The 17,103-nt window shown below is 71.7% G+C and carries 18 protein-coding genes and 3 pseudogenes; 13 read left to right on the top strand and 8 right to left on the bottom strand.

The window, feature by feature from the left end; genetic code table 11:
• Both tnpA and ABEA43_RS47940 read left to right on the top strand, forming a co-directional pair.
• Positions 1 to 286, top strand: a pseudogene (tnpA, locus tag ABEA43_RS47945) (IS200/IS605 family transposase); the annotation flags it as partial.
• Between the two features lie 104 nt (positions 287 to 390).
• A complete protein-coding gene (locus tag ABEA43_RS47940; RefSeq protein WP_345572775.1) occupies positions 391 to 1,725 on the top strand; it encodes a hypothetical protein in 1,335 nt (444 codons plus the stop codon).
• Between the two features lie 43 nt (positions 1,726 to 1,768).
• Here the strand turns inward: ABEA43_RS47940 and ABEA43_RS47935 are convergent, their stop codons facing one another.
• Positions 1,769 to 2,548: a LysR family transcriptional regulator gene (locus tag ABEA43_RS47935; RefSeq protein ID WP_425570534.1), complete on the bottom strand. Its 780-nt coding sequence runs from the start codon at positions 2,546 to 2,548 to the stop codon at positions 1,769 to 1,771.
• 61 nt (positions 2,549 to 2,609) lie between these two features.
• Between ABEA43_RS47935 and ABEA43_RS47930 the strand changes: the two genes are divergently transcribed.
• Complete coding sequence (locus ABEA43_RS47930) at positions 2,610 to 2,867, top strand: cupin domain-containing protein (protein ID WP_345572768.1); 258 nt, start codon at positions 2,610 to 2,612, stop codon at positions 2,865 to 2,867.
• A 170-nt stretch (positions 2,868 to 3,037) separates the two neighbouring features.
• Here ABEA43_RS47930 and ABEA43_RS47925 read toward each other — a convergent pair whose 3' ends face one another.
• Complete coding sequence (locus ABEA43_RS47925; RefSeq protein WP_345572767.1) at positions 3,038 to 3,352, bottom strand: ArsR/SmtB family transcription factor; 315 nt, start codon at positions 3,350 to 3,352, stop codon at positions 3,038 to 3,040.
• Positions 3,349 to 4,233, bottom strand: coding sequence for a ketopantoate reductase family protein (locus ABEA43_RS47920; protein WP_345572766.1), 885 nt, complete (start codon positions 4,231 to 4,233; stop codon positions 3,349 to 3,351). The genes ABEA43_RS47925 and ABEA43_RS47920 overlap by 4 nt, the downstream gene beginning before the upstream one ends.
• 224 nt (positions 4,234 to 4,457) lie before the next feature.
• On the opposite strand from ABEA43_RS47920, the gene ABEA43_RS47915 reads away from it, so the two are divergent.
• The 4 genes from ABEA43_RS47915 to ABEA43_RS47900 all read left to right on the top strand — a co-directional run bounded on the left by ABEA43_RS47915 (position 4,458) and on the right by ABEA43_RS47900 (position 8,822).
• A complete protein-coding gene (locus ABEA43_RS47915; RefSeq protein WP_345572765.1) occupies positions 4,458 to 5,036 on the top strand; it encodes a hypothetical protein in 579 nt (192 codons plus the stop codon).
• Between the two features lie 54 nt (positions 5,037 to 5,090).
• Entirely contained in the window at positions 5,091 to 5,228 is a 138-nt protein-coding gene (locus ABEA43_RS47910; protein WP_345572764.1) for a LuxR C-terminal-related transcriptional regulator, read from the top strand.
• A gap of 78 nt (positions 5,229 to 5,306) precedes the next feature.
• Positions 5,307 to 8,090: a helix-turn-helix transcriptional regulator gene (locus tag ABEA43_RS47905; RefSeq protein ID WP_345572763.1), complete on the top strand. Its 2,784-nt coding sequence runs from the start codon at positions 5,307 to 5,309 to the stop codon at positions 8,088 to 8,090.
• 39 nt (positions 8,091 to 8,129) lie between these two features.
• Positions 8,130 to 8,822, top strand: a complete 693-nt coding sequence (locus tag ABEA43_RS47900) for an alpha/beta hydrolase (RefSeq protein WP_345572762.1) — start codon at positions 8,130 to 8,132, stop codon at positions 8,820 to 8,822.
• 7 nt (positions 8,823 to 8,829) lie between these two features.
• Here ABEA43_RS47900 and ABEA43_RS47895 read toward each other — a convergent pair whose 3' ends face one another.
• Both ABEA43_RS47895 and phtC read right to left on the bottom strand, forming a co-directional pair.
• On the bottom strand, positions 8,830 to 9,486 hold the full coding sequence (locus ABEA43_RS47895; protein ID WP_345572761.1) for a class II aldolase/adducin family protein: 657 nt from the start codon (positions 9,484 to 9,486) through the stop codon (positions 8,830 to 8,832).
• A gap of 20 nt (positions 9,487 to 9,506) precedes the next feature.
• Positions 9,507 to 9,929, bottom strand: a pseudogene (gene phtC / locus ABEA43_RS47890) (3,4-dihydroxyphthalate decarboxylase); the annotation flags it as partial.
• Between the two features lie 126 nt (positions 9,930 to 10,055).
• Here phtC and ABEA43_RS47885 point away from each other — a divergent pair.
• Complete coding sequence (locus tag ABEA43_RS47885; RefSeq protein WP_345572759.1) at positions 10,056 to 11,729, top strand: thiamine pyrophosphate-binding protein; 1,674 nt, start codon at positions 10,056 to 10,058, stop codon at positions 11,727 to 11,729.
• 33 nt (positions 11,730 to 11,762) lie between these two features.
• The gene (locus ABEA43_RS47880) at positions 11,763 to 12,557 is read left to right on the top strand and encodes an IclR family transcriptional regulator (protein WP_345572758.1); all 795 of its coding nucleotides are present in this window, start codon (positions 11,763 to 11,765) and stop codon (positions 12,555 to 12,557) included.
• Positions 12,558 to 12,594: 37 nt separating this feature from the next.
• On the opposite strand, the gene ABEA43_RS47875 is transcribed toward ABEA43_RS47880, so the two are convergent.
• The gene (locus ABEA43_RS47875; protein ID WP_345572757.1) at positions 12,595 to 13,335 is read right to left on the bottom strand and encodes a phosphotransferase; all 741 of its coding nucleotides are present in this window, start codon (positions 13,333 to 13,335) and stop codon (positions 12,595 to 12,597) included.
• A gap of 103 nt (positions 13,336 to 13,438) precedes the next feature.
• Positions 13,439 to 13,840 (bottom strand): nuclear transport factor 2 family protein, encoded by a 402-nt coding sequence (locus ABEA43_RS47870; protein WP_345572756.1) that lies wholly within the window; start codon positions 13,838 to 13,840, stop codon positions 13,439 to 13,441.
• Between the two features lie 148 nt (positions 13,841 to 13,988).
• On the opposite strand from ABEA43_RS47870, the gene gadC reads away from it, so the two are divergent.
• The 4 genes and pseudogenes from gadC to ABEA43_RS47845 all read left to right on the top strand — a co-directional run bounded on the left by gadC (position 13,989) and on the right by ABEA43_RS47845 (position 16,652).
• Positions 13,989 to 15,431 carry a glutamate/gamma-aminobutyrate antiporter GadC gene (gene gadC, locus ABEA43_RS47865; RefSeq protein ID WP_345572755.1) on the top strand — a complete coding sequence of 481 codons (1,443 nt, stop codon included), beginning with the start codon at positions 13,989 to 13,991 and terminating at the stop codon, positions 15,429 to 15,431.
• Positions 15,428 to 15,877: a hypothetical protein gene (locus ABEA43_RS47860; RefSeq protein WP_345572754.1), complete on the top strand. Its 450-nt coding sequence runs from the start codon at positions 15,428 to 15,430 to the stop codon at positions 15,875 to 15,877. Before gadC ends, ABEA43_RS47860 begins: the two co-directional genes overlap by 4 nt.
• A 42-nt stretch (positions 15,878 to 15,919) precedes the next feature.
• A pseudogene (locus ABEA43_RS47855) lies at positions 15,920 to 16,093 on the top strand (dipeptidase); the annotation flags it as partial.
• Positions 16,094 to 16,148: 55 nt separating this feature from the next.
• The gene (locus ABEA43_RS47845; protein ID WP_425570532.1) at positions 16,149 to 16,652 is read left to right on the top strand and encodes a phosphoketolase family protein; all 504 of its coding nucleotides are present in this window, start codon (positions 16,149 to 16,151) and stop codon (positions 16,650 to 16,652) included.
• Here ABEA43_RS47845 and ABEA43_RS47840 read toward each other — a convergent pair.
• Positions 16,594 to 16,980: a pyridoxamine 5'-phosphate oxidase family protein gene (locus ABEA43_RS47840; protein WP_345572753.1), complete on the bottom strand. Its 387-nt coding sequence runs from the start codon at positions 16,978 to 16,980 to the stop codon at positions 16,594 to 16,596. The genes ABEA43_RS47845 and ABEA43_RS47840 overlap by 59 nt on opposite strands.
• Between the last annotated feature and the right edge of the window lie 123 nt (positions 16,981 to 17,103).

Below are 17,103 nucleotides of genomic sequence, written 5' to 3'. Positions count from 1 at the left end.
AGGGACGTCTGCGTCGACTTCGAGGTCGAACCGACCGAGTTCAACGGCGGAGACAATCACGTCCACCTGCTGGTGAGCTTCCCGCCCAAGGTCGCCCTGTCCCGGCTGGTCAACAGCCTGAAAGGGGGTTGCCTCCCGGCGGATGCGGCAGGAGTTCCCCGAACTGGCCGCCCACCACTACCGGGCCGGCAAGCTCTGGTCAGGTTCCCATTTCGCCGGATCGGCCGGCGGCGCACCGCTGTCGATCGTGCGCCAGTACATCGAGCAGCAGAACCGTCCGCCCTGAGCCGGGCAACGCCGGTCCGTCTGACGGCGAATCAGCTGCTCCTGCCCCGCTACGCGGGGCGGTCCGATTCACCCCCGGCCTGAAGGACTCCGTTGCCCAATTCGGTGGGTCATGCGGTGAGTGCCAGGTCGAGGCGCGCGAAGTGTGAGACTCGGGTCGCGCCGAGGTGTAACCCAGGTCGACGGCGTGCTCGGCGGGCAGTAACTCCCGCGCTGCCAGGCCATCCCAGACGACCGCGGTCAACGCTGAACGAGGGCACGGAGGACGACGGCACCCCGCGTACCGCGCGCACGGCGATCGGGCTCGACGACCAGTCCCCCGGCCTGCTGCGCGGCAACTCCGTCACCGGTACGAGCACCAGCCCTTGGGGTTTCAACATCATGCATGGGATCGAACCCCTGAGCTTCACCGTCGATGTGACCACCCCGGGGTGGCACGACCTCGTGGTCTACCGCTCGGACGCGGCGATCCTCTTCGACCGGATCATCATCGAGACCCGCGCCGGCGCGGCCGGGGACGGTCTCGTCGGCCCGCCGGAGAGCCCGAACAACATCGCCGCACCCCAGCGGGCCACCGTGGCGCCTCGTCCGCGCACGATGCCGGAGCTCCGCCGGCTGCCCGCGATCCGGACGTCGGTGGACGAGACGAGCACGGTCCAGGGCGTACGGGACGCGGAGGCCGCGAAGTCCGACAACGAGACCGCTGCGTCGGTCGCGGTGACGGACGGCCAGGTGCGGATCACCGGGCACCGGGCGGGGACGGCCGAGATCTCCATCACCGTCGGTGGACAGGCCTGGGTGGCGTCTGTCACGGTGGGCCGCGCGGCGGGGGCGCCGGTCGGCGCGTATCTGGAGCGGGACGGTTCGGCTGTCCTCGACGCGGCCGACGCGCTGGAGAAGAGCGCTTCCGCCACCGCGATCGACGGCAACAACGGGACGCACGGCTGGGCGCTGGCCCGCAACGGTCTCCAGGTCGTCCCACCGGCCGACGCCGGCGCGAAGGCGCAGTGGCTGGCGACCTCGGCGGCCCAGGCCGAGGCGTTGTTCAAGGCCGGCCCGACGGAGAAGGTCAACGGGAGCTCCGCGGCGGGAGCACCGCCGCGGCTCGACTTCACCGTCGCCATCCAGACCCGTGGCACGTACTACCTGTTCGTCAACACGAGCAACCCGAACGCCGACGCCGACTCCTACCATGTGGTCGTCGACGGGCAGTGGCGCTACCAGTCGGGCAAGTCCGGGCCGGAGACCGGGTTCGAGACCTGGTACGGCAGCACGAGCGTCGCCGGGGCCGCGCTGACGCTCGAACCGGGTGAGCACACGATCTCGCTGGCGCCTCGCGAGGCCGGGCTGGTGCTCAACCAGATCGCCCTGACCACGGACGACACACCGGGCCTCACCGGCTTCCAGGCCCCCAGCGGCCGGAGAGCGAGCGCTTCATGACGCGCCGGCACCGCCGCCCCGCCCGGCGGGGAGCACCCGGAGCTCAGTCACCGTCGCGGTAGGCGGCGACGGCGATCCGGACGAACGAGCGGATCAGCGGATTCGGGTCGCCCTCGTTCCACGCCACCACCGCACGGCTCGGCGGCATGTCGATCAGCGGCACCACGGCGAGCCCGTCCCCCGGCTCGTGGTCCAGGAGGGTCATGCCGATCGTGCCGTTCCAGAGAACGGCTTGCCGGCACTCCTGGACGGCCCGCACCACCGGCCCCTCCCGAGGTGCCCCGCCGTTCCAGTACGACTGCCAGACGGGGTCGGTGCCCTCCGGGAACAAGAACCAGCGGCGGCCGGCCAGGTCGGCCAGCTTCACGCTGCCCCGCCCGGCCAGCGGATCGTCCGCGCGCACCAGCGCGCCCACCGGGTCGGCGCGCAACTCCCGCACGGTCAGGCCGGTCTCGTCGAACGGCCCGCGGGTCAGGGCGACGTCGACCAGTCCGGCGTGCAGCCCACAGGTGGGATCGGTCAGGTCGGTCTCGCGGATGCGGACCTCGACCTGCTGGTGCCGGCGGCGGAAGGCGTCGGCCAACCGGGTCGCACCCGGGTCGGCGGTGTCCCCCAGGAGACCCACCGTGATGGCCGCGGTGCCGGCCGCCGCGGCCACGCGTACGCGCAACCGGTCGGCCTGGTCGAGCAGGGCCCGCGCCTCGTCCAGCAGCACGGCCCCCACCGGAGTGAGCGCGACACCGGCGGGCGAGCGGTCGAACAGCGCGGCACCGACCTCGGTCTCCAGCTGCTTGATCGCCCGGCTCAGCGGCGGCTGGCTCATGTGCAGCCGGGCGGCGGCCCGGCCGAAGTGAAGTGAGCCGGCCGCCGACCCCGCCGTATCGGTGGTCGGCCCGGGCGACGGCGAGACGATCGTCCTGGGCACCACGCGACTGCGCGTCCTCGAAGACGGCAGCAACACCGGGCACCGCCTCGGAATCGCCGAATCCGTCCTCGCGCCGCACACGCCCGGACCGCCGCAGCACCGCCACGCCCAGCACGACGAGGGCTTCTACATCATCTCCGGCGCGGTACGGTTCACGGTCGGCGACAAGGACTACGACGCGACGGCGGGCACCCTCGTGATGGTCCCAAGGAGATGATCGCCGGTGGCCGGGCGATGACCCCGCAGGCGAACATCCAGGCGATGCGCCGCTACGCCACAGAGCCTGCCACTGGGCCCGCCACCGACTTCCCCCGGAAGCCGGAAGCATGATGCCACCCGTCTTCTCCGTGCCCTGCGGCAGATCATCGGCGAGTACGAGGCATGGGGTCAGTGGGCGCAGGTGATGATCGTCTCGGCCAGGTCGCGTAGCGGGACCAGCAGCTCCGGATACGCGGCGGCGTTGAGCTCGTACAGGCGCTGGGCGCCGTTGCGCCGTACCGTCAGCAGGCCGGCGTCGCGCAGGATCTTCAGGTGGTGGGAGGTCGCGGGCTGAGACAGGCCGAGGCGCGCGGCGATGTCGCCGACGCTGCGCGGCGCGGCCGACTCCAGCAGGAAGACGATGACGTCTTGCCGCCGTTCGTCGCCCAGCGCGATCAGCAACGGCCTGGTCTGCGCGAACAGCCGCGCGACGTCCTGGCTCACGGGTTCAGCCCCTCTCGCAGCACCTTCAGGTGCTTGACCGGCAGGCCGCGACCGGCGCCCTCGGCGATCCAGCCGTCGAGCATCAGCCTGGTCTGCGCGCTGACCTTGGTGAAGTGCGACTCCAGGTAGTGCCATAGGTCGAAGGGCAGCAGCCTGGGCAGCGCGCGCAGCGCCGGGCGCACGGCCCAGGCGGGTGCCGACGGCGTAACGCGGCGCCCATGCTGGGCCGCCACCACCGCGATGGCCTCCCGGCTGGCCGCCGCTGCGCCGTCCAGCCGGGGCAGCGACCATCCGGCCTGCTCCAGCGCCGCGATGAAGGGAATCATCCTGGCCGCCGTCATCTCGCCCCCGCCCGCTTGCCGTACCCGCCGGGCCTTCACGCCTCCGGCGCGCAGCGCGGCGACGACCTGTGGCGCCCGCGGTCCCGAGACACCGGTCGCCGCCCCGGGCGGCGTCCAGTAGGTCATGCCGGATGGTGCGGGGAAGGCCAGCACCGTGGGCGTGACCTGCACGATCTGCTCCTGTGGCCAGATCCGGGCGAGGGTGTCCAGATCTCCCAGGTCCTGGCCGATGGTGACGATCGTCGCCCCGGCGCTCACCTCGCGCAGCCGCGCGATCGCCGCGCCGCGCAGCGCGCCGGAGTCCACGCAGAGCCACACCATGTCCCACGCCCCTGCGGGCTCACTCATCACCTGGTACGGCACGAGCCGCCCGGCCACCGGCCCCCGTCCGGACCGCAGCCGGGACACCGGCACCCCGCCATCGGCCCACTTCTCCCGGCCAGCCTTGACCAGGTAGGACACCTGCGCCCCGCCCGTGGCCAGCCACGACCCGAAGACCTGCCCGAGCGCCCCGGCCCCCACGATCAGCACCTTTACCATCAAATCTCCATATATCTAAATATTCGGATGCATGGAGCCTATCAACGTTCTGGACCTTCTCAGGACTCGCCATCACCCGACGGTTGCCCGACGTCGTGACCTTCGCCCGCTGGAGCACGCAGTGTCACAGAGATCACCCAGAGCTCCTTCGGGACTGGGGTGACGTTCGGGAGAAGACCCCGTCCCCGCTAATGTGAACGAACGGACGGGAGAGGAGCGCGGCGGTGAGCGGAGAGCCAGCGACTGATCCGGTGGATCTGCGAAGCGCCGTCGTCGATCAGCCGGCGAGCACGGCGGGCGCATGGGTCGGCGGGGCCGAGGCCGTCGAGGGGTTTCTGCGGCGGGTCGTCGCCGATCTCGGCAGGATGCCGGCGTTGAGCGTGCATCACGCCGAGTTCCGCCACTACGGCTCCGGATACGCGTCCTACGTCGAGGTCTTCGTCACCAAGCGCGACGGATCGATGCGCCGTTCCGAGGGCGGCTGGACACACGTCGAAGGGCTGTCCCTGGCGCTGTGCCGACTCGCTCCGCTGGCGGCGCTCTTCATGCCCGACGTCCGATCGTCGGGGCCCGGTGGTGCCGGTGGTCGTGGAATGCCGGCTCTGTCGCTGGTCACGGACACCGCTCCCCCGGGGTGGGAGGAGGAGTGCCGGCAGCTCGGTCAGGTGCTCGTCCGGCACGACATCGCCCTGCTCGGTTCGCGGGTCCTCGGCCTGCCGCTGGAGGCCGGGCTGCTGGTGGAGACGGCTCTGGGCGGCCCGCCGTACCGCGTGTTCGATGCCTGGTTCCACTGGACGGACTGATGCGCCGTCGGTGAAACGGGCCACGATGCCCTGGCGGCCGTCGATGCCGGGCAGATGATCAACGTGGCGACTCAGCTCTTCATCAGCAAACGGGCGGTCGACGCGCATCTGCGCAACATCTTCCGCAAACTCGGTCTCCGCTCCCGGAAGCAGCTCAAGGATCATCCCGATCTGGCCGGGGCACCGAGCTGAAACGCTGACGGCGCCGTCGAGCCGGTCCGGTGCCGCGGGTGCGCCGGCTGGCGCTGATGCTGGGCGTAAAGTCAATCCGTGGGTTCGCTTACGGGTGGGGAGGCCCCCTCCGGATCGTTGCTGGGACGCGACCGGGATCTCGCCCGGCTCGGCGGCTTCGTCGACCGAGCCGGAGCTCAGGGCGGCGCGTTCGTCCTGCTGGGCGAAGCCGGGGTCGGCAAGTCCGTGCTGCTGGAGGCCGCGGCAGCACGCGCGCGGGCAGCCGGCCACAGAGTGTTGTGCGCCGCAGGCTCGCAGTTCGAGGCCGAGCTGAGCTTCGCCGGCCTGCACCAGGTCCTCCAGCCGCTCTTCGCCGGTCTGCCCCAACTGGGGACGGCACATCGGCGGGCCCTGAGCGTCGCTCTGGGTCTGGGCGAAGGAGCCCCGCCGGGCCGGCTCCTGGTGGCCGGCGCGGCGCTGACGCTCCTGCGCCAGGCCGCCGCCCCTCATCCGCTGCTACTGGTCATCGACGACATCGCCTGGCTGGACCGCGCCAGCGCCCTCGTGCTGGGCTTCGCGGCGCGCCGCCTGGCCGGCAGCCGGGTCGGCCTGCTCGCAGCGTCCCGCTCGGGCGAGGAGAGCTTCTTCGAGTACGGCGGGCTGCCCGGCTACGAGCTGCAACCGCTGGACGAGCGGGACGCCGCCGCCCTGCTGAAGGCGCACTTCCCGGCCCTGGCGCCCCGGACGCGCCAGCGGCTGCTGGCCGATGCCCAGGGCAACCCGCTGGCCCTGCTGGAACTGCCGGTGGCGCTCGGCGACTTCCAACGCGGCGTGCTGCCCCCTGTTCTGCCACTCGGCGGGCGCCTGCAGGCGGTGTTCGCCGCCCGGGTCGAAGATCTGCCCGCCGCGACCTACGACCTGTTACTGCTCGCCGTGCTGGAGGGGAGCGGCGATCTGACCGTCCTGCACGCCGGTGACGCGCTGGCCCCCGCGGAACGCGCGCGGCTGGTCCGGATCGAGCAGGGCACCAGGCTCGTCTTCCGCCATCCGCTGATCGGCTCGGCGGTGGTGGAGCTGTCCACGGGTGAGCAGCGCCGCCGGGCACACCGGCTGCTGGCCGGACGACTCGCCGGCCAGCCGGAACGACGGGCCTGGCACCTGGCGGAGGCGGCTGAGGAGCCCGACGAGGAGGTCGCCGCGCTGCTCTGCACCATGGCCCGCGCCACCCTGCTGCGTGGCGACGGCCTCGCCGCCATCACCTACTTCCTGCGCGCCGCCGAGCTGAGCCCGGCCGGCGTCGACCGGGCCGGACGGCTGGGAGAAGCCGCCTACCTCGGCTCGATCGTGAACGGTGACCTGCGCGACGCGCCGCACCTGCTGGAGCTGGCGCGCCGTGCGGACCGGCGGGGTGAGTCGCTGGCCACCGCGGTCGCCGGCGCTTACCACCTGCTCAACGGCGACGGTGACGTGGACAGCGCGCACCGCCTGCTGGCCGGCGCGATCGAGACACTGACCGATCCCCGCGACGCCCACGACAAGGTCCTCATCGAAGGGCTGTACACCCTGCTCATGGTGTGCTTCTTCGGCGGACGCGCCGAGCTGTGGGAGCCGTTCCACGCGGCGATCGGCCGGCTCAGGCCAGGCCCGCCCGAGCTGCTGGACATCCTCGGCAAGACCTTCTCCGATCCGGCCCGCCTGGCGCCGCCGGTGCTGGCTCGGCTGGATGCCGCCATCGCGGGCCTGAACCAGGAGATCATCCCGGCACGTATCGCCCGCATCGGCATCGCCGGCGCCTACGTCGACCGGCTGGGACAGTGCCGCGACGGGTTGTGGCGGGTCATCGGCCACGGCCGGGACGGCGGGGCCGTCACCTCGGCGATCGAGGCGCTGTTCCTGCTCGGCAACGACGCCTTCCTCGCCGGACAGTGGCAGGAGCTGGAACAGGTCGTCGAGGAAGGCCTGGCGCTGTGCGACAGGCACGGCTACCGGCTGCTGGCCTGGCCCGGGATCTACCTGAAGGCGATGCTGGCCGCCGCGCGCGGGCAGGAGGACGCCGCCACGGCGCTGGCCGACCGGATGACCCGGTGGGCGGCACCGCGAAGGGCCCGCGCGCTGCACTGCTACGCCTGGCAGATCAGAGCGCTGGTGGCGCTGGGCAGGGGCGATTTCGAGGAGGCCTACCAGCAGTCCGCCGCGATCAGCCCGGCGGGTGTGCTGGCCTCGCATGTCCCGCACGCGCTGTGGTGCGTCACGGATCTGGTCGAGTCCGCCGTACGGACCGGCCGGCCCGCCGAAGCGGCCGCTCATGCCGCCGCCGCGGAGCAGGCCGGGCTGGCCGCGATCTCACCGCGGCTGGCGATGGTCACCGGCGCCGCGGCGGCCATGATCGCCCCCGACCGGCGGCACAGCCGGTTGTTCGAGGCCGCACTCGCCACCGCCGGGGCGGAGCGCTGGCCGTTCGACCGGGCCCGCCTGCAGCTCAGCTATGGTGAGCGCCTGCGCCGCGACAAAGCCACCACCGAGGCCCGCGCCCAGCTCGCCGCCGCGCTCGGCACCTTCCGCAGCCTCGATGCCCGGCCGTGGATGGCCAGAGCACGTACGGAGCTGCGGGCGACGGGCCTGTCCGTCGGCCACGGCCAGGCGGCGGGGATGGCCTCGCTCAGCCCCCAGCAGCAGGAGATCGCCCTGCTCGCGGCCGCCGGGCTGACCAACAAGCAGATCGGCGAGCGGCTGTTCCTGTCTCCGCGCACCGTCGCGAACCACCTGTACCAGCTGTTTCCGAAGCTCGGCGTCGCCTCCCGGGCCGCGCTCCGCGACGCGCTGACGCCCCCTCCCGAAAGTCAAATGACTCAATCGCGCCCGCCTCCCCGCGGCCTAGCGTGAGCGCCAGTCCACGGCGTCTCACCGGCAAGGGAGCACAGCATGAGCACCGACTCGGCAACCCCGCGCATCGTCCTGGTCCACGGCGGGTTCGTGGACGGGTCCGGCTGGCAGGGCGTCCACACCCTGCTGCGGAACGACGGCTTCGACGTCGCCGTCGTACAGAACCCGACCCTGTCGCTGGCGGGTGACGTCGCCGCGACCCGGCAGATCATCGACGCCCAGGACGGCCCGGTCGTCCTGGTGGGCCATTCCTACGGCGGGGTCGTCGTCACCGAGGCCGGTACCCACGCCGGCGTGACGGCCCTGGTCTACATCGCGGCCTTCGCCCCCGACAAGGGCGAGTCGGTGAACTCGCTGATCGCCGACCCGCCCCCCGGGGCGCCGGTCCCGCCGATCCTGGCGCCGGTGGACGGGTTCCTGTTCCTGGACCGCGCGAGGTTCCACGCCTCGTTCGCCGCCGACCTGCCCGCCGAGCAGGCCGCGTTCATGGCCGACTCCCAGGTCCCCTGGGGCGTGGACGCCCTCGGCGGAGCGGTCACCGAGCCCGCCTGGCGGATCAAGCCCAGCTGGTACCTGGTCGCGAGCGACGACCGGATGATCCCCCCGCCCGCGCAGCGCGCCATGGCGGAGCGAGCGGGCTCCACCGTGACCGAGACCCCCGGCAGCCACGCCGTCTACGTGTCGAACCCGGCCGCGGTGGCCGCCGTCATCGCCCGGGCCGCCGCCCGCTGACCATCGTTCAGGCGGCGGACGAGGTAGTCCCAGACCGAGGCGATGGCCGCGTCGTGGTAGATGTGCTCGCGCTTGGACAGAGATTCCTCGTCCGACGACCAGGATGGGCGGCCGCCCCCGCGTGGGTGCGGAGTTGCTGGGCGCAGGCGCGGTCGAGGAGGATGGCGGCCACGGTGGCGGCCTCCAGGGTGCGGCCGACGGCGACGAGCCCGTGGTTGACCAGGAAGACCGCCCGGGCGTCGCCCAGGGTGAGCGCCAGCGACCGGCCGAGCTCCCTGGTGAGGACGAGATCGGCGGTCCGGGTGAAGCGCGGCACCTCCGGCGGGAAGAAGTAGGTGGCCGCGTGGCTGACCGGGCGGAGTGACTGGCCGGTCGCGGCCAGGGCGACCGCGTGGGGTGCGTGGGTGTGGACGACGCCGCCGACGTCGGGACGGGCGGCCATGATCTCGGTGTGGATGGGGTACTCGCTGTGCCGCGCACCCTCGCCCTCCACCACGGCTCCCTGGTCGTCGACGAGGTGCACCCGGTCGGCGGTGACCTCCTCCATCCCCCACTCGGCCGCCTTGATCCACACGCCCCGGCCGTCCGGGTCACGTGCCGAGGAGTGGCCCCAGATCAGGTCACCTTGTCCGGCTGCGGCCAGCACTTGAGAGGATGTCGCCACCAGGTCGCGGATCGCCGTGCTTATTCCGGTGTGTTCTCCTTCGTCGCTTGCAGCCTGGCCAGCTCATGCCGCCATGCCACGTCTCTGTTGAAGGCCGGGCCTAGGTCGGGCAGCTCGGCCAGGTCCTCGGCGGGCAGGTCGCGTAGCTCGCCGCCCGCCGCGAGCACGGCGAGCGACATCCTGGCGATCCTGTCCACGGATACGGCACGCAGCACGGCCTCGGGAACGTCGGCGCCGCCGCTGGTCAGCCCGTGGCCGCGGAGCACCACGACCGGCCGGTCCGCCATGGCCAGAACCATCTCCGCGGCCAGCCGCCGGTCGCGGATCAGGACGCCGCGGGGATAGACGGGCACCCCGCCGGCGGCCAGCTTCGCGCCGGGAATGTCGAACGCGCCGACGATGGGGCGGATCGGCAGCCCGGCCAGATCCGCGGTGACCACGGCCTCGGGGTGCGCGCGGCCGTACCGGGCTCCCCATCGACCGTGACGGGCCTTGACGGTCGCCGGCCGCCCCGGAGATGCTTCTGTTCAGCAGAAGCGCCTTCTTGTCAGCGGAGAAATTGAGGAGCCATGGCACGCACAGGAGCGGATCTGGTCGTCGAGTGCTTGACCGCTGAGGGAGTCGAGCTGGTGGCCGGAGTGCCGGGGACCACGGTGATGGACCTCATCGACAGCCTGGCCCGGCAGGACGCCATCCGGTTCGTCTCCACCAGGCACGAGCAGGTCGCCGGCTTCCTCGCCGACGGATACTCCAGGTCGCGAAGGGGTCTCGGGGTCTGCCTGGCCTCCCGGGGGCCCGGTGCGGCCAACCTCGCCATCGCCGTCCACAACGCCTACGACGAGTCCGTGCCGCTGCTCGTGCTGATCGGTCAGGTGCCCTCCGACGTGGTCGAACGCCGCGCGTTCGAGGAGATGGACGTGCTCGCCACGTTCCGCCCGATGACCAAGTGGGCCGTCGAGGTGCACCAGGTGGCCAGGATCCCCGAGTTGCTGCAGCGTGCCGTACGGGTGGCGCAGTCAGGCCGGCCGGGTCCCGTCGTCGTGTCGCTGCCGCTCAACGTGCTGCAGGGGGTGGCCGACGGCGCGCCGGCGCGGAGGTATCGGCCGCATCCGCCGGGCCCGGCGCCCGCGGCGATCAGCGAGGCGTGGTCGGTGATGGAGAGCGCCGAGCGGCCCGCGATCCTGCTCGGCGGCGGCGCGGCCGGTGATCACCGCGTAGGCAGGGGCGCGGCCGGTGATCATGATGCCTTTCTCGCGCTGGCGGAGACGATGGCCGCGCCGTTGCTGACGACCTGGCTGCGCCAGGGTCTGGTGCCGCACGGCCACCCCGCCTACCTGGGCGCTCTCGGGTACGGCGCACACGAGGTGTCCGAGCGGGTGATCGCGGAGGCGGACGTCCTGCTCGCGATCGGCTGCCGGTTCTCCGAGTTCACGACCAAGCGGTGGACGCTGATCGCACCGGAGACCCGGCTGGTGCACGTGGACATCGATCCCATGGAGCTGGGCCGGGTCTACGTCCCCGAGGTCGGCATCGTGTCCGACGCCCGGCTGGCCGCGGCCGCCCTGCTCGGCAGCGCTCCCACCGCGGACCGGTCGGCGCGGCAGGCCCGGCTGGACAAGCTGCGCGCCCAGTTCGAGCAGGCCGTGCACACCGTTCAGGACGCGCCGGGAACGGGTGTCGGCAGCGGCGCCGCCGTACACGTGCTGCGCACGCTCGTGGAACGCGACGACATCGTGCTCGTCCAGGACGCGCCCAGCTTCGGCCCGTGGACCGCACGGCATCTTCCGCTGCCGCGTCCCGGCACGTTCTTCGGCTCGGCCGGCGGCGCGATGGCCTGGGGGCTGCCCGCCGGCATGGGCATCGCGCTGGCCCGTCCGGGCCTGCGCGTGGTGACGGTGAGCGGCGACGGCAGCTTCTGGATGGTCGCCCAGGACTTCGAGACCTGCGTGAGGGAGCGGATTCCGCTGGTCAACGTGGTGATGAACAACTTCGCCTACGGCAACACCAGGGACCGCCAGCGGTTCGCGCACGAGGGACGCTACCTGGGCGTCTTCTACGGCAACCCGGACTTCGCCGCGTTCGCCCGCGACCTCGGCGGCTTCGGCCGCAGGGTGGAGCGGGAGGAGGATCTGGGGCCGGCCGTCGAGGAGGCGCTGGCGCAGCCGCTTCCGGCGATCATCGACGTCGTCCAGGATCCGATGGCCGGCCTGCCGCCCGGTCTGATGCCCCCGGCGGCCCGATGATGCCGCCACTCCGCCTCCACGTACCCTTCACGCATGGGTGAATCCGAGGTGTTCCCGATGGCCCCGGAATTTGGGACAGTGCCGCAGTATCCGATCGAATCGGTGGACAACGCGTTGCGGCTGCTGGTCCTGATGAGCGAACGGCCGAGCGTCCGGCTGACCGAGGTGGGCCGCTACCTCGGGGTGGCCTCCTCCACGGCGCACCGGCTGCTGGCCATGTTGCAGTACCGCGGATTCGTCCGCCAGGACGCGGAGACGCGCGGCTGGGTCGCCGGTCCGACCCTGGACGGCGTGGCCCTCGGCGTCCTGCGCCGGATGGACGTGCGCACCGTGGCCAGGCCCGTGCTCGAAAGCCTGAACGCCGAGGTGGGCGAGACCATCCACCTGGGCCGGCTGGAGGGCAGGGAGGTGCACTTCATCGACTCGATCGAGAGCAGCAGGGCGCTGCGCGTGGGTGGCCGCCTCGGCCGGTCGATGTCCGCCCACTGCACCTCGAACGGCAAAGCCATGCTCTCCACCCTCAGCGAGCCCGAGCTGCTCGCGCTGTATCCCGACGAGAACCTGTCCCAGTGCACCACGCACTCGATCGGGTCACGCACCCGCCTCCTGGAAGTCCTGGAGGAGGTACGGCGGGCGGGCTACGCCACCAGCGAGGAGGAGAGCGAGGAAGGCGTGGCCTCGATCGGCGTCGCCCTGGCGGTGACGCCATGGGGCCGGCTGGCCGTGACCGCCTCCGCGCCGCTCAGCCGGATGACCCCGGACGCCAGGCCGCGCATCCTCTCCAGGATCCGCGCGGCGGTCGAAGAGATCAACAAACTGCTGCCGTAGGCCGCCTTGACGTGGGTGCCGCCGGGCTCGTGCGGCCTCACATCCGGGATCTCAGCACGTCGACCTCGCAGCCTGGCAAGGACGGGTCGAAGCCGTGCTCGGCCAGCCAGCGGATCGCCGTCAGGCTTCGCAACGACCACCACCCGCGGATCACGTCGAGGTCGACGTCGGCGCTGTAGCCGGCGACGACGTCGCCCAGGTGCTCCTCGTGGCCGAGCGTCAAGATGGCGAGGTCGAACAGGGCGTCGCCCCGGGCCGCCTCGGACCAGTCGATCACGCCGGTGATCTCGTCACCGTCCATGAACACGTGGGAGACCTGCAGGTCGCCGTGCGTGAACACCGGTGTCCACGGCCGGAGCGCGGCCTCGGCCACCTGGCGGTTGCGCGTGACCAGGTCGGCGGGAAGGACGTCGTTCGTGACGAGCCACGCGCACTCGGCGTCGAGGTGCGAGGCGATCTCGTCGAGGCACCGGCCGGGCCAAGGCGGCAGCGGCGCGTCGTGCAGCATCCGTGCGGCGGCACCCGCCGCGGCCCACGCCGCAGGCGACGCGGCCGACGGCTCGCCGAGGCGGCCGAGCGCCTTCCCCGGGAGGGCGGCGAGCGCGAGCACGGGCGGCTTCCGCCACAGGATCCGCGGGGTCGGGAGCGGCGCCATGGCCATCGCCTCGACCTCGACGTCGGTGCGCGCCTGATCGGCGTCGATCTTCAGGAACACGTCGCCGACGCGCAGGGTCGCGCGCTCGCTATGGGCGACGACGACCTCTACCTCCTCTTCCACGCCGGCCATTATCGCCAGATGATCACCGGCGTCGCCACGGGTTTATCGCGTGCGGCGTGCTCGGGAACCGGCCGCCTGATCGCTGAAGGCGTCGGCCGAGCCGTCATCGGCGCCAGAAAGCGTCGTGGGCGCGCTGGTCGGCCACGTATTCCCAGCGGTCCACGACCAGCCCTCGCTCGAAGCCGTAGACGTTGAAATTGTCCATCTCGACGCGCTCTCCGCGGCGCTCCGCCGTCCAGCGGTGCAGAGCGACCGCGTAAGTGTCGTTGGCCTGTACGGAGAGCAGGCCGGTCCTGAAGGTGCCGCCCGTCTCTTCGAGCGCGAGCGTGCCGAGCCTGATGATGGCGTGCTTGCCGCGATGCTCGCCGGCCACGATGCTGTCGCCGCCGATGTGGAAAACGGCGTCGTCGGCGATCAGGCCGAGATAACCGGTGAGATCGCCGTTGCCGATCAGCTCGTACAAGCGCCGGGTGAGCACGGCGTTCGGGTGTGTGTCGGGTCTCATACGGTCACCATGTCGCAGCGGCACGATCGTGTGCACTATCCCCCGCAAGGGGGGATTCCGGCCGTTTCACCGTCGCCCAACCTGGGAGCACCCTAACCACACGTCAAGGGGCGATGAGAATGATCCTTTCTCAACGGGCGGGCGCGCGATGAGCGCTGCGGACGTGCCGGTCGACCCGCCGCGGGCTTCGGCGCGGCCCCGGGTCCCCGCCACGGTATGGATCTCCTGGGTGGCCCTGGCGATGATGACCACGAGCTCCGTGGCCGGCCTGCGCCCCTCCCCCACCATGGCCGTCTACGGTCTGGCCTGCATCTTCCTGTATCTCGTGCCCGCCCTGGTGTTCCTGCTCCCGACCTCGCTGGTGTCGGCGGAGCTGGCCTCCGGATGGGAGGGCGGCGTCTACAACTGGGTCAGCCTCGGGATCTCCAAGCCGATGGGGTTCCTCGCGGTCTGGTGTCAGTTCGCGATGACGATCTTCTACTATCCGAGCCTGCTGGGGTACGTGGCCAGCACGCTCGCCTACGTCTTCAACCCGGGCCTGGCCTCGAACGGCGTGTGGACCGCCGCGGTCATCGTGGTCTGCTACTGGACCGGCGTGTGGATCTCCGCACGCGGGACCAAGGGCGTGGCGGGCCTGGCCAGCGGCGGCCTGATCATCGGGACGCTCGTGCCCGGCATCCTGCTGGTCGTGCCCGGCGTCCTCTTCCTCGGCCAGGGCAACGCCTCGGCCGCGCCGATGACGACCGGCAACCTGCTCCCGGCCTGGGCCGGGCTGGCGAGCCTGGTGCTGATCGTGAACAACTTCCTGTCCTACTCGGGCATGGAGATGAACGCAGTGCACGTGTCGTCGCTGCGCAAGCCGGCCAAGGAGTTCCCGCGGGCGATCTTCCTGGCCATGGCCATGGTGCTGGCGATCTTCATCCTGCCCGCGCTGGCCATCAGCTGGGTCGTCCCGGCGGAGCAGCTCTCGCTCACGGCGGGCGTGATGCAGGCCTTCGACGCGGTGTTCGCCGAGTTCGGCTCCCAGTGGCTGACCCCGATCATCGGCATCATGCTGGTCACCGCCTCGCTCGGCGGCATGCTGACCTGGCTGGCCGGGCCGTCCAAGGGGCTGCTGCTCATCGCGCGCCAGGAGGGTTACCTGCCGCCGTACCTGCAGCGGCTCAACAAGCACGGCGTCCAGCAGAACATCCTGGTCGTGCAGGGTCTGGTCACCACGCTGATCGCGATGCTGTACGCCTTCATCCCCGACGTCTCCAGCGCGTACTGGATCTTCTCGGTGATCACCACCCAGGTCTACCTGATCATGTACCTGCTGTTGTTCGTGGCCGCGGTCCGGCTGCGCCGCAGCCACCCCGATCATCCGCGCGGCTACCGCGCCCCCATGCTGACGGGCCTCTGCGGCGTCGGATTCGCCGCCTCGCTGGCCGCGCTGCTGGTCGGGTTCGTGCCGCCGTCGCAGTTCGGGTCCGGCAACGTCACGCTGTACATCGCGTTCGTGGCGGGGGGCGCCCTCGGGCTCGGCCTGCTCGTGCCGTACCTGTTCTACCGGCTGCGGAAGCCCTCGTGGAAGCAGACGGAGGCGTCATGACCTCGACCATGGGCACCTCCAGCCGGGGAGAGCGAACCACCGTGTACGTCGTCATCTGCGTCGTGCTCGTCTGCGCCATGGTCGGCGCCCTGCTCGTCGTCCCCTCCCCCGCTCCCACCGACACGGCCGAGCAGAAGGCCGACCAGTTCATCGCGGCGCTGCAGCAGGCGGGGGCGGTGAGCCTGCCGTCCAAGGACCAGGTCGTCAGCGTGCTCGGCGAGGACGGCGGCGCGGTCTGCGCGGGGCCCAACGAGGCGCTGAACCAGGCGAACCTGCAGGCCCAGCTCTCGAACGGGGCCGGCGGGCCCGGCACGCGGCCCGTCATCGCCGACAGCAAGGCTCTCCAGGGCGGCAAGCTGATCGTGCAGACCTACTGCCCGGACCAGCTCGCCGCCTATCGGGAGTTCATCGAGGGCCTGATGACGGCCGACGTGGCGGGAGGGTGAGCCGTGGACGCTGCTGAGCTGCGATCTCGCGTCGCGGAGCTCATGCTCCGGGCCGAGACGGCCGACGGCAGCCAGGCGGTGATCGGGTCCAGGCCCCGCGCCGACCCGGACGCGCCGACGGTGCCGCTCTACGCCCACTACGACGTGCAGCCGCCGCTCGCCGAGGCCGAGTGGCGGACGCCGCCGTTCCGGTTCACCGAGGTGGACGGCCGCTGGTACGGGCGCGGCGCCGCCGACTGCAAGGGCAACATCCTCATGCACCTCCTGGCACTTGCGCCGCCTCGTGCCGGACCTGCGGGTACGCGTCGTCAACGTGGTCGACCTCATGCGCCTGTTCCCGGTCGAGCACCACCCGCACGGGACGACGGACAAGGAGTTCGTCGAACTGTTCACCGAGGACAAGCCGTCGTACGACGGGCTGCTCGACCGCGTCATCAAGATCGTCGGAGTCAGCGACGACCACGACCTGGTGGCGCGGTGCGAGGCCGACGTCCAGGCGCGGTTCTCCGCCCACGTATCGGCCGCCCGGTCCCAGCCGTACTACCTGGACGTCACGCATCCGACGGCCAACAAGGGCGTGGTGGTCGAACGGCTGTCCCGCTTCTACCGGATCCCGCTGGACCAGATCGTCACGCGGCGACCAGCCGAACGACGTGCTGATGTTCGTGCGCAGCGGCATGAGCATCGCCATGGGCAACGCCGGCCGACGACCGTGATCACACGTTGCCCAGCACGCGGGTCACCTGGATCTCCACGACCACGCGGGAGGGATTGATCCGGGGCGGCTTGTACCGGGCGGCGTAGCGGCGTTCCGCGTCGGCCACCTGCTCCGGCTCGGTGCGCAGCACGGCCCGGCCCTCCAGCGTCGACCAGCGGCGGCCGTCCACCTGGCAGAGCGCGACCTGCGCGCCCGACGTGCCGATGAGCCTGGCCTTGTGCGACGACCCCGAGGTGATCACCCTGGCGATGCCGGCGGCCAGATCCAGCGTCACGCCCACCGGCACGACGTGCGGCGGGGCGTCGGCGCGGGCGGTGGCGAGCGTGCACAGGTGCCGCTCCTGCCAGAAGGCGGCGAAGGCGGCACCTTGCTCGGCCAGGTCCACGTTCCTCCTTGGGTGTACGGCGGGTGGACAGCGGGGTAAATCGTATATCCGGCGTTCTAGCCGACTTCCCGGGTGAAGCGGCTACTCGTCATCGGGATCGGGGCCGGCGATCCCGACCACTCA

This window comes from Nonomuraea rosea, from assembly GCF_039539705.1.
In the GTDB taxonomy this organism is placed as follows: domain Bacteria; phylum Actinomycetota; class Actinomycetes; order Streptosporangiales; family Streptosporangiaceae; genus Nonomuraea; species Nonomuraea rosea.
This window is presented reverse-complemented; position numbering and strand designations above follow the sequence as displayed.

Bases quoted from the DNA above. Each gene is read 5' to 3' on its own strand.
- ABEA43_RS47935 (WP_425570534.1), bottom strand. From the start codon at position 2,548: ATGAGCCAGCCGCCGCTGAGCCGGGCGATCAAGCAGCTGGAGACCGAG.
- ABEA43_RS47920 (WP_345572766.1), bottom strand. From the start codon at position 4,233: ATGGTAAAGGTGCTGATCGTGGGGGCCGGGGCGCTCGGGCAGGTCTTC.
- ABEA43_RS47910 (WP_345572764.1), top strand. From the start codon at position 5,091: ATGATCAACGTGGCGACTCAGCTCTTCATCAGCAAACGGGCGGTCGAC.
- ABEA43_RS47900 (WP_345572762.1), top strand. From the start codon at position 8,130: ATGAGCACCGACTCGGCAACCCCGCGCATCGTCCTGGTCCACGGCGGG.
- ABEA43_RS47885 (WP_345572759.1), top strand. From the start codon at position 10,056: ATGGCACGCACAGGAGCGGATCTGGTCGTCGAGTGCTTGACCGCTGAG.
- ABEA43_RS47880 (WP_345572758.1), top strand. From the start codon at position 11,763: ATGGGTGAATCCGAGGTGTTCCCGATGGCCCCGGAATTTGGGACAGTG.
- ABEA43_RS47870 (WP_345572756.1), bottom strand. From the start codon at position 13,840: ATGAGACCCGACACACACCCGAACGCCGTGCTCACCCGGCGCTTGTAC.
- gadC (WP_345572755.1), top strand. From the start codon at position 13,989: ATGAGCGCTGCGGACGTGCCGGTCGACCCGCCGCGGGCTTCGGCGCGG.
- ABEA43_RS47860 (WP_345572754.1), top strand. From the start codon at position 15,428: ATGACCTCGACCATGGGCACCTCCAGCCGGGGAGAGCGAACCACCGTG.